This window comes from Ktedonobacterales bacterium (genome assembly GCA_036557285.1).
GTDB lineage: Bacteria > Chloroflexota > Ktedonobacteria > Ktedonobacterales > DATBGS01 > DATBHW01.
In genome coordinates, this window is the sequence record DATBHW010000076.1 from 133,572 (window position 1) to 147,502 (window position 13,931).

The following is a 13,931-nucleotide window of genomic DNA, read 5'->3' on the forward strand; positions in this document are numbered from 1 at the left end:
GATTCATCCACCACTCCCTTTGCCCCGCCACAGCATACTAAAGCAGCGGCCTTTGCGCAAGTATTCCACTCCCAGCGCCGCCTTCCAGGCGGCCAACCACTTGTAGCGCCGCCATCTTGGCGGCCACCGCTGCGCCAGCGCGAGCGTTCGCCCGCCAGGCCAGCGTACCAGCAGGCCAGCGTCCAGCCGCCTGGAAGGGACACGCGAGCGACCAACGGGAGCGAGAGGACGGGGCAACAGCCGAGGCAAGCGGCCCTTCCCGAAGGGAGGCGGCGCTACAGGTACAATGCTTATTTAACCGCCAGCCCGCTGCCGGCCTCCAGCCACCGTTTGGCCGGGAACTCGCGCCGCGCTGAGGCAGCCCCAACCTGACGCGCCAGCGGCGGGAGGAAGAGCAATGGTGAAACGCGGAAGGGGTAGCGTTTCTCCAGCCAGCGTTTGGCTGGAAACGCGCGCGCCGGGACGTTGTACCAGGGTGTCGCGGGAGACGAAGACATAACCATCAGAGGCTCCCCTTTCTTGCAGTGAGTCTGCGCAGAAATGGAACGACCATATCGCTCGCGCCTGGCCCCACAAGGCCGGAGGGGTCGCAGCAGATATGGTCGCTGGGGGTCTCGATGGTACAATATCCCCCAGCCCCATATCTGGTGAGTCCGAATGTGGGGTCATGGCGCTGCCGGTGATAGTACACCGGCTACGCCAGCCGTTCTTCAGATGTTGCCATAACTTGGTGTCAGCTACCCTCCAGAGTGAAATGTAGGTCAAGCGAACGGGTATGCAGAGAGTGTAGCCTGCCAGGCGCCTCCCTGTCAAGCGTTTGTGCATCATTTTTGCAGCAAACAGGACTTTTGGCTAAGCAGGGTTGCTTCTCATCGCTCATGGCTGATATACTGAGTTTGCAATTTAGGCAGGCGGGAGAAATGTGCGTTCGTGGGCGAAGTTGACCAGAGTTTCAAGCGGCTCTTTCTCCTGCGCGTTGATGCCCTGCTTCAATGGCTGCTGGGCGACGTGCGCAACGACAAGCCGCTGGCGCTTGACCTGTACCGGAGGTTCTTTATGGCAAATCTGGACAACTTTGTACGCGACAATCCAGTCTTGCATGACGTGTGGGTGGAAATGACGGAGAAGGGCAAAGTTGAGGGCAGGGCTGAGGGCAAACGCGAGACGATCCTCCAGGTGCTAGAAGGGCGCTTTGGCCCGCTGAGCGAGGAGATGCTGGCCGCGCTGCAAGCCGCCGATCTCCCACGCCTGGATCACATCGCCAGCTATGCAGGCACTGATACGCTGGAGCAGGTGCGCATGCGCCTGGGCCTGAGCGCCAGCTAGCAGAGACGCGATACCTATGACTCGATGAGGAGTTTTGGCTATGACCAGCCCGTACCCCGCTTCATCTTTCGTTCCGCCCGTCGCCTGGGAAAGCGCCGCGCCCGACATCGCCTGGCGGCCCAGCCCGGCCTATTTGGAGCGCAGCAGACTCCTGCGCTTCCTGCGCGCCCAGGGCATCAGCGACTATCCCGAACTGATGCGTCGCTCGGCTCAAGACCCGGCCTGGTTCTGGGATGCCGTCTGCAACGACCTGGAACTCGAATGGTATCGCCCCTACGAGCAGGTCATGGATGCCTCGCGCGGTGTCGCCTGGACGACGTGGTTCAAGGGCGGGCGCTTCAACTACGTCCACAACGCGCTGGACAAACACGCCCTCTCCTCTCGACGCGATCAGCCCGCCGTCATCTGGGAAGGCGAAACCGGCGACACGCGCACGCTGACCTACGCCCAGCTTGCCATCGAAACGAACCGTCTGGCGCACGCGCTGCGCCACATGGGCGTGGGGCGCGGTGATCGCGTCGGCGTCTATCTGCCGATGATTCCCGCCGTCGTCATTGCCACCTTCGCCTGCTCCAAAATTGGCGCGATCTACACGCCCATCTTCTCCGGCTACGCCGCCGGGGCCGTCGCTTCCCGGCTGGAAGGCTGCGACGCCAAACTGCTCATCACCGCCAACGGCTTTCATCGGCGCGGCGCGCACATTGACATGAAGGCTGTGGCCGACGAAGCCGCCAACGCCTGCCCCAGCGTCGAGCATGTCCTCGTCTATCAGCATACCCAGCAGCCGCCTGCCGCCTGGCACGCGGGGCGCGATCTCTGGTGGCACGAAGCCATCGCAGGGCAGAGCGACGACTACGCCACCGAGCAGATGGACCCCGAAGACCCGTACATGATTATCTACACCTCCGGTACAACGGGTAAGCCCAAGGGGACCGTACATGTGCATGGCGGCTTCCCCATCAAGGGCGCGCAGGACATGGCCCACTGCTTCGACGCCCAGGCCAGAGACCGCTTCTGCTGGATGACCGACATCGGCTGGATGATGGGTCCGTGGGTCATCAGTAGTTCGCTCATCCTGGGCGGCACAGTCTTCCTCTACGATGGCGCGCCCAACTATCCCAACGCTGACCGTATCTGGGAGATGGTTGCTCGCCACCGTATCACCCATCTAGGCGTCTCGCCCACCTTGATTCGCGCGCTGATGCCCGCTGGCGATGATCTGCCTGAGCGACACGACCTCAGTTCGCTCTTCCTGCTTGGCTCCAGCGGCGAACCCTGGACGCCCGAAGCCTGGCACTGGCTCTTCGAGCGTGTCGGCAAGAGGGCGCGGCCCATCATCAACTATTCCGGCGGTACCGAGATTTCCGGCGGCATCGTCGGCTGCACCACCATTCAGCCACTCAAGCCCTGCGCCTTTTCCGGCGCGATACCAGGCGTGGCCGCCGATGTCGTTGATGAGCAGGGGCAGCCGGTGCGCGGCAGTGTTGGCGAATTGATCGTGCGCGCCGCCAATCCAGGCATGACACGCGGCTTCTGGGGCGATTCGCAGCGTTATCTCGATACCTACTGGTCGCGCCTGCCGGATACCTGGGTGCATGGCGATTGGGCCGAGATTGACGCCGACGGCTTCTGGTACATTCGAGGCCGCTCCGACGATACCATCAAGGTGGCGGGCAAACGCCTGGGGCCAGCCGAAGCCGAAGCCGCCGCCTGCGCACATCCAGCCGTCGCCCAGGCCGCCGCGATTGGCCTGCCCCATGAAATCAAAGGCGAAGAACTCGTGATCTTCGCAGTCCTGCGCCCGGAGTTCGCACCAGGCGAGAAGCTGAGCGTCGAAGTTGCTGAGCAGGTGGGCCACGAGTTGGGCAAGGCGCTGCGCCCCACCGAGGTATATTTCGTCAGCGACCTGCCACGCACACGCAGCGGCAAGATTATGCGCCGCACCATCCGCGCTATCATCCAGGCCAAAGACCCCGGCGACCTCTCCTCTCTGGAGAACCCTGCTGCGCTCGAAGAGATCAGGCGCTTGCGCTGAAGGCTCTGCCTGCGTACCGCCGCGTGTACCGCCGCCGTCCCTGGCGGCGAGACGCTTCGCCCGCGCGGACGCCGCCACCTGTAGCGCCGCCGTCTCGGCGGCCCAACGCTGGCCGCCTGGAAGGCAGCGCTACAGGTGGGTGCTGGCACGCTACCAGCGGTCAAAGAGGCGGGCAACCAGCGCCCCGGCCAGCAGGCTTGGCGCCCACTGCCCGATAAACAGCCCTTCATGGCGCGTTGAGCGCAGGTGCGCAATGGCGGAACTCAGAATCGAGCCAGTCGCCGCGCCGGTAAGCCCCCAGCTTGTCACCGAGGCCGGAAGTGTCGGATTGACGCCACGATGCCCAACCAGGCGCGCCAGCGCACTCCCGGCCAGGAACGTGGGCGCCCACTGCCCGAAAAAGAGGCCATTTACCGGATCGCGCCGGGCGCGGAAGGCTGCCGAGGCGGCAATGCTGCCAGCGGCTGCTGCCGCCAGCGCAATGCTGGCGGTTTGGGCAGAATCATCTATCGGGTCTAACAGGAGCTGGCGAACCATCGGAATCTTGGTGGCGCTGGGCTTTTTGTTGCGCTCGGTCAGATACGCAACCGTAGCCCCAACAGCGCCCGCCGCCACTGGAATCGCCATCGCGCTCATCACATTGAGAAAGCCTGGCTCCTCCTCACTCACTTTCTTCTCGCCGCTCATCACACGGCGGAAGTTCTCCAGGTCTTTCTTGACTTCGCGCTGAGTAGAACGGGTCAGCTTATCCAGTTGATGGCCGACAATGCCCCCAGGCGGGGTATACTCCATGCGCAAACCCACCTTTGTCCGGTTGTTGGGCAAAGGCTGCAACGTCACGGTCCCTTTGTTGGGCGCGCCGTCGGTACTGCGCCAGGAGATGTGATGGTTCTCTAGCTGGTCTGTCACCTCGGCGTCCCACTCCCGTTTCGCGCCAAGGATGCGGGCGACCCAGTGATAGCGTCCACCGCCAAGCGGTCGCACCTCCTGTACGTTGTCCATAAATTCGGGGAAGCGCACAAAGTCGGTCCACCGGCGGTAGACCTCCGAAGCAGGCGCGGGAATCTCGATACTGTGGTCAAAGGCGATGACGCCGGTAGCCGCGCGCTCGCCAGTGCTGGTTTGCATACGTCTCCTCCCAATGGTGGTGTGGATGGTTTTACACACATCGTAAGCGGCCCTGGCTGTTCGCGCCTTTTGTGGCCTGGCTTGTCGGCATCTGCCACAAATGAAGACCGCACAGGGAGCAATGCACTGCAAACTAAATGCCAGCCACTCTTCCCGCCTGCTTCGGAGTTCTGTAACTTCACCTACGTTAATCGAGGCGGTAGAGGTTAAAATTCTTCATAATCTTCAGCAAAGCGGAGCCTGGATCCTCTGCCCCGCCATAATGTCCGGCATCCCAGGGCGATTTCCCCAACGCCAGCGCCGTTGCATCCGGGCCGCGCGAGGAAGCCGCGCGCACACCATCGTAATAGTGCAGGTGCGCGGTATACACATACTGCCGCAGCCCTTCCGACGGCGTGTTGGCGTAACAGAAGCGGGAACCATGATAGGGGCAGCCGGGAGCATACGTGGTGTTGCCCCAGTTGTACCCCTGGGCATCGGGTACATGCCAGCCATGCTCCAGCCCCCACTGCGCCAGAAACACGCTGGTGTGCCAGCCAAGCTCCTCATGCGCCTGGACGGCATAGGGCAGGGCGATGACCACAAAGTTATGCACATTGGCGGGCAGATCATTCGGGATGGCGGGCAGCCCTGGGGGCGCGGCAGGCTTCGCCGGTTTCGACGTCGGAGAGATGGCTACAGAATTAGCCAGCGTCGGGAAACGGAGGCTACGGGCCAGGCAATTCTCCTGGCTCTGGCGCATCCGGGCGCCCACACAGTCGCTGGCAACATGGACGAGGAGGCTCTGCGCCCCCAGCAGCACGAAAAGCGGCAGCATCAGAAGGACCAGCCTGGCACGCAGCTTGAACGAACGAGCCGCATCGGGGTTTCCTGGCCCGCGCGACCCAGGAATAAACCAGAGATCAGCGCCAGAAGGCGCTTGCTGAAGATGAACCCCCTCGGCAGGCCCCGGCTGCCCCAACGCCGGGAGACGCGGCGGGGTCTCGCGGGTGTGAAAGTCCTCTGAGGGAGTAATTGCCGGAAGACGCAGCGTGGTCGAGCGCCTGCGGAAGCCCTCTGTTTGAGGGATCGCTGGAAGACGCCCCGTAGTCGAGCGCCTACGGAAGTTCTCTGTTTGAGAAAGAGGCTCCAGACGTGGGCGAGAAAAATGTTTCTGAAAAGGCGCTGATCGGCGAGGATCAGGAGTTTGGCGATTAGTGGAATCAAGAGTGTCGAAGAACTCATGCTGATCTTGCGGGTCGCGTGAGCGACTCGGCATAGGAGCATCCTGTTCCAGGGTCCGCCAAGGGGTCGGCGGACCGGTAGCACAACAGTTTCTGGCAGGATACTCTAACTGATTTCTATCTCATCTGTCGTGAAAAAGGCCGATTTTGGCCTGAAAGTACCATCAGCGGCCAGCGTTACCGATCAGGGCGATGGAAAAGCGGCTGGCTCTACGAGCGGCGTCACATCCTCTGGATCGCCTTCAGCCAGGACAGCATCTACCTGCTCCAGCAGACGCTCAGTAGAGGCGAAGCCAAAGTTCACCGCCCGCGCCTGCCCTGTCGCGTCCAGCACAACCGTCGTAGGCACTGTGAGAACCTGATAGCGCCTGGTCAATTCCGGGGTGCTGGGAGCGTCCACATGCAGGACGGTCACGGCGTCCTGGCGGGCTTCCAACAGGCGGCGCAGGGCAGGCTCTTGCAGCCGGAAACACTGCGAGCAATCGGGGCTGCTGAAGTTCAGGATTTGCACAGGCGCGCTCGAAGCATCCTCCCGGCCAGGGACGGAAGGCAGATCGCCAGGCGCTCCGCTCAGCACCGCCCGGCGTCTGGACTCCACAAAGCGTCGGCCAGACCAGATGATCAGCCAGAGCGCCAGGCTGACCAGTGCCAGCACGCCTACACGCAGCAAGGAATCGAGCATCTCAGGCTCCCCGCCAGCGGAACCCTCCGCTGTAGCGCACGCGGGGCATCAGGCCCAGCCGTCCCAGGTGATAATAGACGAAGCAGCCCGCGCAAAACCCCACCGTCAGGTTGAGAGCGGCCAGGAAGAACACGATGAGATCGAGGGTCCAGCCAGCGACGGACGCTTGCGCCAGCAAGAGGAGAAAGCTGGCGGCCAGCAGAAACGCCGCCCCGACGCCCTGCGCGAAGCGATGGGGAGCAGGATCATCTTCCACCATACGTGGCTTCAACAGGTTGAGTGGGCGCACGACCCAGCGATACAGAAGTCGAAACGGCCCGACAGCCGGAACCGCCGCGCTCAGCGCCAGGATGATAGCCGTAATTAACGCGATGAGCGGCTGATTGAGCAAGAACGCGAGCGCCGACAGCAGCACAACGCAGGCTTGTGAAAACTTGAGAAGATGGGCATCCAGGCGTGGAACAGTGGTGGACGCCGCAGAAACAGCCTCCATACGATTCAGCCCCTCCTGCTTGAAAGTTGACAAATACCAGCAACAAAATCAACTTACTCCTTATAGTGTAGGAGATAGCAGAGGCCGATGTCAAGCCTGTCTGATCCCAAAAACCTTTCGGTTGTTAGCCAGATATATTGTCATTCATCGCTCAGTTAGGGTAGAATCAAAGAGATGAATGGGGTTCAGTAGACCCCGGCTGAGCGGAACAAGACAAGAGTGCGCCTGGCGCTACGTTATGGCAGGAGGCAAGAATGGCGAGCATTACCACCAAACGCGAAGGCTATGCAACCATTTCCACGCGCGGATTAGACTTTTCCAGTGTGCCCATGCGGCTCTTCCAGAAGGCCAAAAAGCTGGGAACCTGGGATCCCTTCGACATTGATCTGACCAGAGACAAGGCCGACTGGCCCACCCTCGATGAACTGCATTATGAGAACATCCTCTCGCTCAGCACGCTTTTTCAGGCGGGCGAAGAGGCCGTCACCCTCGACCTGCTGCCGCTGGTGATGCGCGTCTCTCATAATGGCTGGCTGGAAGACGAAATCTACCTGACCTCCTTCCTTTGGGAAGAGGCCAAGCACACCGAGTTCTTCCGCCGCTGGTTCACAGAAGTACCCCAGGTAGATTATGACCTGCACGACTACCTTGGCCCCAACTATCGGACCATCTTCTTCGAGGAATTGCCCGCCGCCATGAACCGCCTGCTGAGTGACGACTCGCCGGAGGCGCTGGTCAACGCGCTGGTGACGTATAACATGGTTGTGGAGGGTACGCTGGCCGAAACCGGCTATTGGAGCTACGCCCGCATGCTGGAACGTGACCGCTACTTGCCCGGACTGGCCCAGGGCATCCGGCTCATCCAGCGCGACGAGAGCCGCCATATTCGCTTCGGCATCTATATGCTACAGCGGCTGGTCAACGCCAACCCGGCCCTGTGGGACACCCTCCAGGCGAAAATGTTCGAGCTGCTCCCTATTGCTATCGGCCTCACCACCGATAACAGGGAACGCTTTGAGGATCGCTTCGGCGAGGGCAACGAACTGATTCCCCCCGAAGAAACCCAGGAGTATCTCTCCACCCAGTTCCAGAAGCGCATGCACGCCCTGGAACGCGCCAGACAGCAGACGCGCGAAGAACTGGAGCAGGAAGTGGCCGCTGAAATCGAGCAGGACGAGGCCGATCAGGCTTCCGCGCCAGCCTAGCTGGCGGTACACACAGGCGAAATACAACCGCGAAGGCCAATAGCCGCAGATATGGGAATCTGTGGGCTGTTGGCCTTCGCCTTTTGGAAACGAACAGAAAGATAGGCGGAAGGCGCTGGAATCCGTCGTAAAGATCAAAGAACCCTGAGCGGCAGCAGGCATGCAACTGCGCCAGCAGCGCCTGTTGCTATAAAGAAATCCTATAACTTTATAAAGGAATACATATACAACAGGCAGAGTATAGCTGATGAGCGGTCTGAGTGCCAGCGAACAGCATGCTGGCGACGTTCCAATCTGCGCATTTTTGCTTAGATACCAGCAGAAGGCTTGACAGAAAGCGCTGAGTATATTAGTATTTTGGCAATAGCCAAACCTGACTGACTCGTCATATTTCTTGATGTCCAGACGAGCAGTTGAGAACATCCCGCGAGTACCCCATCCATCTGAGAGTCTTTGTCACTGCTCAGCGTAATGTAAGTAGCAAAGACTCGTGCAGACCTCAACACTCATCGCCTCAGAGGAGAGGCGCCAGGAGGGTCTGGAATGCTGGTTGTCCAGAATATCGAGGTCACGTATCACAACGTCATTACCGCAGTGCGCGGGGTCTCGCTGGAAGTCCCCGACAGCGGCGTGGTTGCGTTGCTGGGGGCGAATGGCGCAGGCAAAACGACCATCCTGCGGGCCATCGCCGGGATGCTGCGCTTCCACAGCGCGCGCCTGACACGCGGCTCCATCACCTTCGATGGCAAACGCATTGATCACCTGAACGCCACGCAGATTGTCCGGCACGGTATCGCCCAGGTGCTGGAAGGCCGCCGCCTCTTCGCTGACCTGACTGTCGAAGAAAATCTGCACACGGGCGCGCTGGCGACCAGTAACGCTGCCGCAGAGCGGCGGGCCTATGATCGGGTGATGGACCTTTTTCCGGCGCTGCGGGAGCGCCGCCGCCTGGCGGCTGGCTATCTCTCCGGTGGCGAACAGCAGATGCTTGCCATCGGGCGAGGGCTGATGGCGAATCCGAAACTGCTATTATTAGATGAACCCTCGCTGGGCCTGGCGCCTTTCATGGTCCAGCAAATCCGCAACATCATCGCCGAAATTAGCGCCAGCGGTACCTCTGTGCTGCTGGTGGAGCAAAACGCGCAGATGGCGCTCTCCATCGCTCACTCAGGGTACGTCATTGAAACCGGCAAGGTGGCGCTGGCGCAGTCTGCTGCCCAACTCTTACAAGATGAGAGCGTGCGTAAGTTCTACCTTGGCCTGCACGAAGGCGAAGAACTGAGTGGCTTCGCCCAGCTACGCCAGCGCCGACCAGAGAGGAGTTGGGCATTATGAGCGACCCCTCCCCCGATGATCTGAAAACGCAGGCCACGACTGGGAATGGGCCGCCCCTGCTTTCCGTTGAGGGTCTCACGGTACGCTTTGCGGGCCTCACCGCGCTCTCGGAGGTCTCCTTCGAGGTAAAACCAGGCGAATTGTACGCCGTGATCGGCCCCAATGGCGCGGGCAAAACGTCGCTGTTCAACGTCCTGTCGCGGGTCTATCAGCCTGCCGCTGGGCGCATCACCTTCGATGACCGCGATTTGCTGCGCCTGAAAACGCACCAGGTCGCCCGCGAAGGCATCGCCCGCACCTTCCAGAGCCTGGGGCAGTTCCCGCTTCACACCGTTCTCGACTATCTGCTGCTGGGCCGCCACACGCGGATGCGCAGCGGCGTGCTGCTTGGCGGCATTTATTTTGGCCCAACGCGCAGCGAAGAAAAGCAGAACCGCGCCTATTGCCTCAAGCTCATGAGCCTGCTCGGCCTCGCGCGCTACCAGAGCCACCCACTGGGCAGCCTGCCCTTTGGCCTGCAAAAGCGCGCCGACCTGGCGCGGGCGCTGGCAATGCAACCCAGGCTGCTGCTGTTGGATGAGCCAGTGGCTGGCATGGGCCTGGAAGAGAGCGAAGACATTGCTGCCGCCATTCTCGATATTAAAGAGCAGCTTGGCATCACCCAGGTTCTGGTCGAGCATGATATGGCGATGGTGATGGGCATCGCCGACCGCGTGCTGGTGCTGGATTTTGGACGAGTGATCGCCGAGGGTCTGCCAGCCGATATTCAGACCAACCCGGAGGTGATTAAAGCCTATCTAGGCGAAGGCGGAGAGCAGCCAGCAAACGCTCCTGCCTCAGCCGAAACCAGCCGCGAACAATGAACCTTGCCAGGAGGAGCTATGGCGTTCTTTATCCAACTCTGCTTCAATGGAATCGCGCTGGGCTGCATCTACGCGCTCATCGCGCTGGGCTTCACTATCATCTTCAAGGCCAGTGAGGTCATCAACTTCGCCCAGGGTGAGTTCCTGCTGGTCGGCGCGTACATCGTCTCGGCAGGGGTCTTTGATTGGGGCCTGGGCTTCGTTCCGGCGGTTTTGCTTGGCCTGGCAGCCACCATCCTCATCGGTATCCTCTTTGAGCGTTTTGTCCTGCGCCGGATGATCGGGCGGCCTGTCTTCTCGATTTTGATGATTACGATTGGCCTGGATATTGTCTTGCGTACCGGCGTCATCGTCAAATGGGGAGACGCCATCCGCGCCCCGGCTTCACCGTTCCAGTTCAGCAGCGGCTTTGATGTGGGCAACGTGCATGCGGACCATGTGCATTTTGGCGCGAGCGAGCTATGGATCATCGCCGTCACCATTGCGGTCTGCGTGCTGCTCTTCATCTTCTTCCGCTTCACCAAATACGGGCTGGCGATGCGCGCCACCTCTCTTGACCAGGAAGCGGCGCTGGCAATCGGCATCAATATCCGCAGCGTCTACGCGCTGGCCTGGGGCATCGCCGGGGCTATCGCCACAATTGGCGGCATCTTCCTGGCGATCCAGTCGGGCGCGTTCGATTCAACGCTGGGACAGACCGCGCTGCTGGCTTTCCCGGCGCTTATCCTTGGAGGGTTGGATTCGGTGGTGGGCGCGGTGGTTGGCGGCATTTTGATTGGCCTGACACAAGACATTACCGCTGGCTATGAAAGTCATTTTGCTAATGTCCTGGGCGCGGGCTTTCATGGCATCACCCCGTATATCCTGATGATTATCATCCTGTTCATCCGGCCTTATGGCCTCTTTGGCACACGAAAGGTGGAGCGGGTATGAGCGCCTCCGAAACCGTCGCCAGCGCGCCTCCCATCGCCGAGCCGCCCAGGCTGCTGCGCGCCTCCATCCGCCGCTTTGCGTGGGCGCTTGGGCTGGTTCTGCTCGTCCTCTACTTTCTGATCGCCAGCGATCAATGGCTCAGTGTCGCCAACTATACCATGCTTGCCGCCATCGCGGCGCTCAGCCTGAACGTCCTGTCTGGCTACGCGGGCCAGATTTCGCTGGGCATCGCGTTCTTTATGGCGGTTGGAGCCTATATCGCGGTCTGGCTGGGCGGAGACCCGGCAACCACCTTCTTTGTCAACGCCCAGCGCGTACATGCCCTGGGCCTGAATCTTCCGTTTTGGATCTGGGTACCCGCAGCGGGCATCGGCGCTGCCCTTGTCGGCGCGTTGATCGGCCCAACCGCCCTGCGGCTCAAAGGCTTCTATCTTGGTATTGTGTCGCTGGCGCTGATCTTCATCGGCCAGCATATCTTCTTCAACGCCGTCCTGCTGACCGGCGGGCCATCGGGGCGCAGCTTCCCATCGCCCACCTTTGGCGCGTTCGACTTCAGCCAGCAAAACGAGATTCTTGGTATCGCCGTGACCAAAGAGCAGGAATATTTCCTGCTGATCCTGGTGGTTCTGGTCATCTTCGCTATCTTTGTCGCCAATGTAATGCGTTCGCGGGCCGGGCGCGCCTTTCAGGCGGTGCGCGATAACGAAACCGGCGCGGCCATCATCGGTGTCAATCTCTTCCAGGCCAAGATGGGCGCGTTCATCTTCTCCTCGTTCATCGCCGGGGTTGGGGGCGCGCTCTTTGCTTCGTATAGCGGCTACACCAGGCCCGATTATTGGGGCTTGCTGCTCTCCATTCAATATGTCGCTGCCATCATCGTAGGAGGCATTGCCAGCGTCTGGGGGTCAATCCTGGGGGCGGTCTTCGTTTTTGCACTCCCCCAGATACTCGACGTGTTCACGCCGCCACAAAGCAGCACCTCTGCCGGACTCTTTGGCATCGCTGCTGGCGATCTCAATGCCGCCATCTACGGTTTGCTCATTGTCATCTTCCTGCTCTTTGAGCCATTCGGCGTCATCGGGCTTATCCGCCGAGGCCAACTGTTGGCCCAGCGTCTCAGCCATCGCGCGCCCAAAGGAGGTGAACCTGCCAAAGCCTTGCCCGATTCCATGCCCGACTCCCAATTTGAAGTTGAGAGCAGCGCGCTCTCAACCGGCGATGGCGCGCAGCCATTCGCCGGGTAAGACAGCCCGCAGAGCGCATAAGACAGCTTTCCCAGGCTGCCGCGTCTGCGCTCCGCTCAGGCGCTTGACTAATTGTTCATCACGAGGAGGGGGATTTTTCTATGGGACTCAAAGCTCTGCTCCGCGCAAGAGCAGTCGTCTTCCTTGCGCTCTTGAGCCTGGTCATTGCTGGATGCGCCAGCGGTAACACCGGGAACAATGGGGGATACAAAACCGATTTTGGGGTTGATGTCGCCAACAAAACGATCACTCTTGGTATCCTGACCCCACTTTCTGGAGCAGCCGCCAACCCCATTGGCAAGCCGCTGACACGCGGCATTGAAGTCTTCTTTGCTGGCGTCAATGCCAACGGCGGCATTGACGGCTTCGAGGTCAGACTGGTTACGAAGGACAACAAGTATCCCGACACTCAGGAGCAGGTTGTCCAGTATAACGCGCTTCGCAATCAGATCTTGATGATTGCCGAGAGCCTGGGGACGCCGACGACCTTTGCCATCAAAGACCTGGCGACCAAAGACCATATGCTGGTGGCGGCGGCCACGTTGTCTTCGGCCTTGGCGCGTGAAAAGTATCTGGTTCTTGAGGGAACGCCCTACCGGCTTCAGGTAGAGAACGCCTTTGACTATGTGGTCAACAAGGTTGGTGACAAGGCGCCCAAGACGGGCATCATCTACCAGAATGACGACTACGGCCAGGACGGCCTCACCGGCTACAAAGAGGCGGTTGCCGCTTATGGACTACAAGACGCCGGCCAACAAGCCTTTAACGCGGGCGATAAAGATGTCAGCGCGCAGGTGCTGGCGCTGAAGAATGCCGGGGCCAAGTATGTCTTCATGACCAGCATCCCCAGCGATACGGCGACGATCCTGGTGACTGCTGCCAAGGTGGGCTATAGCCCGCAGTGGATTCTGCAAAGCCCGGCCTATTCCACCCTGCTGCTGGGTGTTCCCGCGCTGGTGCCGCTGCTGACGCACAACCTCTGGGTTATGGGCCAGGGCGCTATCTGGGGCGATACCAGCAAGCCTGGCATGGTGAAGATGCTGGCAGACGTGCAGAAATATGCTCCCGACCAGAAGCCGGACGGGTTCTTTGAGGCTGGCTATGCCTATTCTCAGGCCATCTACGCGATTCTGAAGAAGGCGGCAGACAGCAAAGACCTATCCCGCGATGGGGTTTACAAAGCCTTCTCGACCATCGGTACGGTTGACCTTGGAGGAATCTATCCGCCGATAACCTATGGCTCTTCCGGCAATCCCAACGACCGCGTACCCAGCCGGGATAGCCAGATCTTTGAGATTGACCCGACTCAGCCAACAACGGTGAAGCCGGTGAGCGACGATTTCACCGGCACTGCCGCAGCGGCGTCGAACTTCTAGCAGCGTCACGCTTCTGGAAGCTTGATCGTTCCCTGAAAAGCGATTCCCCCGCCTGGGTGAACATCCAGGCGGGGGAACGTCTTCTACC

The 13,931-nt window shown here is 60.6% G+C and carries 14 protein-coding genes; 8 read left to right on the plus strand and 6 right to left on the minus strand.

Annotated features, from left to right (window positions below; translation table 11 throughout):
• Window positions 1-3: 3 nt before the first annotated feature.
• The gene (locus tag VH599_21025; GenBank protein HEY7350806.1) at window positions 4-249 is read right to left on the minus strand and encodes a hypothetical protein; all 246 of its coding nucleotides are present in this window, start codon (window positions 247-249) and stop codon (window positions 4-6) included.
• Between the two features lie 41 nt (window positions 250-290).
• Window positions 291-503: a hypothetical protein gene (locus VH599_21030; GenBank protein ID HEY7350807.1), complete on the minus strand. Its 213-nt coding sequence runs from the start codon at window positions 501-503 to the stop codon at window positions 291-293.
• Between the two features lie 427 nt (window positions 504-930).
• Here VH599_21030 and VH599_21035 point away from each other — a divergent pair, with 427 nt between their 5' ends.
• Window positions 931-1,326 (plus strand): hypothetical protein, encoded by a 396-nt coding sequence (locus tag VH599_21035; protein HEY7350808.1) that lies wholly within the window; start codon window positions 931-933, stop codon window positions 1,324-1,326.
• 40 nt (window positions 1,327-1,366) lie between these two features.
• On the plus strand, window positions 1,367-3,361 hold the full coding sequence (locus VH599_21040) for an AMP-binding protein (protein ID HEY7350809.1): 1,995 nt from the start codon (window positions 1,367-1,369) through the stop codon (window positions 3,359-3,361).
• Between the two features lie 150 nt (window positions 3,362-3,511).
• Here the strand turns inward: VH599_21040 and VH599_21045 are convergent, their stop codons facing one another.
• The 4 genes from VH599_21045 to VH599_21060 form a co-directional block, all read right to left on the minus strand.
• Complete coding sequence (locus tag VH599_21045; protein HEY7350810.1) at window positions 3,512-4,489, minus strand: SRPBCC family protein; 978 nt, start codon at window positions 4,487-4,489, stop codon at window positions 3,512-3,514.
• A gap of 187 nt (window positions 4,490-4,676) precedes the next feature.
• On the minus strand, window positions 4,677-5,747 hold the full coding sequence (locus VH599_21050) for a hypothetical protein (protein HEY7350811.1): 1,071 nt from the start codon (window positions 5,745-5,747) through the stop codon (window positions 4,677-4,679).
• Between the two features lie 149 nt (window positions 5,748-5,896).
• A complete protein-coding gene (locus tag VH599_21055; protein HEY7350812.1) occupies window positions 5,897-6,394 on the minus strand; it encodes a thioredoxin family protein in 498 nt (165 codons plus the stop codon).
• A 1-nt stretch (window position 6,395) separates the two neighbouring features.
• Window positions 6,396-6,887, minus strand: a complete 492-nt coding sequence (locus VH599_21060) for a DUF4395 domain-containing protein (protein ID HEY7350813.1) — start codon at window positions 6,885-6,887, stop codon at window positions 6,396-6,398.
• 254 nt (window positions 6,888-7,141) lie between these two features.
• Here VH599_21060 and VH599_21065 point away from each other — a divergent pair, with 254 nt between their 5' ends.
• From VH599_21065 to VH599_21090, 6 genes are all read left to right on the plus strand, one after another.
• Window positions 7,142-8,092 (plus strand): R2-like ligand-binding oxidase, encoded by a 951-nt coding sequence (locus tag VH599_21065; protein HEY7350814.1) that lies wholly within the window; start codon window positions 7,142-7,144, stop codon window positions 8,090-8,092.
• Between the two features lie 543 nt (window positions 8,093-8,635).
• A complete protein-coding gene (locus tag VH599_21070) occupies window positions 8,636-9,427 on the plus strand; it encodes an ABC transporter ATP-binding protein (protein ID HEY7350815.1) in 792 nt (263 codons plus the stop codon).
• Window positions 9,424-10,290, plus strand: coding sequence for an ABC transporter ATP-binding protein (locus tag VH599_21075; protein HEY7350816.1), 867 nt, complete (start codon window positions 9,424-9,426; stop codon window positions 10,288-10,290). The genes VH599_21070 and VH599_21075 overlap by 4 nt, the downstream gene beginning before the upstream one ends.
• An 18-nt stretch (window positions 10,291-10,308) precedes the next feature.
• Window positions 10,309-11,223, plus strand: a complete 915-nt coding sequence (locus VH599_21080; GenBank protein ID HEY7350817.1) for a branched-chain amino acid ABC transporter permease — start codon at window positions 10,309-10,311, stop codon at window positions 11,221-11,223.
• The gene (locus VH599_21085; GenBank protein HEY7350818.1) at window positions 11,220-12,467 is read left to right on the plus strand and encodes a branched-chain amino acid ABC transporter permease; all 1,248 of its coding nucleotides are present in this window, start codon (window positions 11,220-11,222) and stop codon (window positions 12,465-12,467) included. The genes VH599_21080 and VH599_21085 overlap by 4 nt, the downstream gene beginning before the upstream one ends.
• 101 nt (window positions 12,468-12,568) lie before the next feature.
• Entirely contained in the window at window positions 12,569-13,843 is a 1,275-nt protein-coding gene (locus VH599_21090) for an ABC transporter substrate-binding protein (protein HEY7350819.1), read from the plus strand.
• Window positions 13,844-13,931: the final 88 nt, after the last annotated feature.

Excerpts from the sequence above, each read along its gene's own strand:
- VH599_21030 (HEY7350807.1), bottom strand. The coding sequence starts at position 503 with ATGGTTATGTCTTCGTCTCCCGCGACACCCTGGTACAACGTCCCGGCG.
- VH599_21040 (HEY7350809.1), top strand. The coding sequence starts at position 1,367 with ATGACCAGCCCGTACCCCGCTTCATCTTTCGTTCCGCCCGTCGCCTGG.
- VH599_21045 (HEY7350810.1), bottom strand. The coding sequence starts at position 4,489 with ATGCAAACCAGCACTGGCGAGCGCGCGGCTACCGGCGTCATCGCCTTT.
- VH599_21050 (HEY7350811.1), bottom strand. The coding sequence starts at position 5,747 with ATGCCGAGTCGCTCACGCGACCCGCAAGATCAGCATGAGTTCTTCGAC.
- VH599_21055 (HEY7350812.1), bottom strand. The coding sequence starts at position 6,394 with ATGCTCGATTCCTTGCTGCGTGTAGGCGTGCTGGCACTGGTCAGCCTG.
- VH599_21060 (HEY7350813.1), bottom strand. The coding sequence starts at position 6,887 with ATGGAGGCTGTTTCTGCGGCGTCCACCACTGTTCCACGCCTGGATGCC.
- VH599_21065 (HEY7350814.1), top strand. The coding sequence starts at position 7,142 with ATGGCGAGCATTACCACCAAACGCGAAGGCTATGCAACCATTTCCACG.
- VH599_21070 (HEY7350815.1), top strand. The coding sequence starts at position 8,636 with ATGCTGGTTGTCCAGAATATCGAGGTCACGTATCACAACGTCATTACC.
- VH599_21075 (HEY7350816.1), top strand. The coding sequence starts at position 9,424 with ATGAGCGACCCCTCCCCCGATGATCTGAAAACGCAGGCCACGACTGGG.
- VH599_21080 (HEY7350817.1), top strand. The coding sequence starts at position 10,309 with ATGGCGTTCTTTATCCAACTCTGCTTCAATGGAATCGCGCTGGGCTGC.
- VH599_21085 (HEY7350818.1), top strand. The coding sequence starts at position 11,220 with ATGAGCGCCTCCGAAACCGTCGCCAGCGCGCCTCCCATCGCCGAGCCG.
- VH599_21090 (HEY7350819.1), top strand. The coding sequence starts at position 12,569 with ATGGGACTCAAAGCTCTGCTCCGCGCAAGAGCAGTCGTCTTCCTTGCG.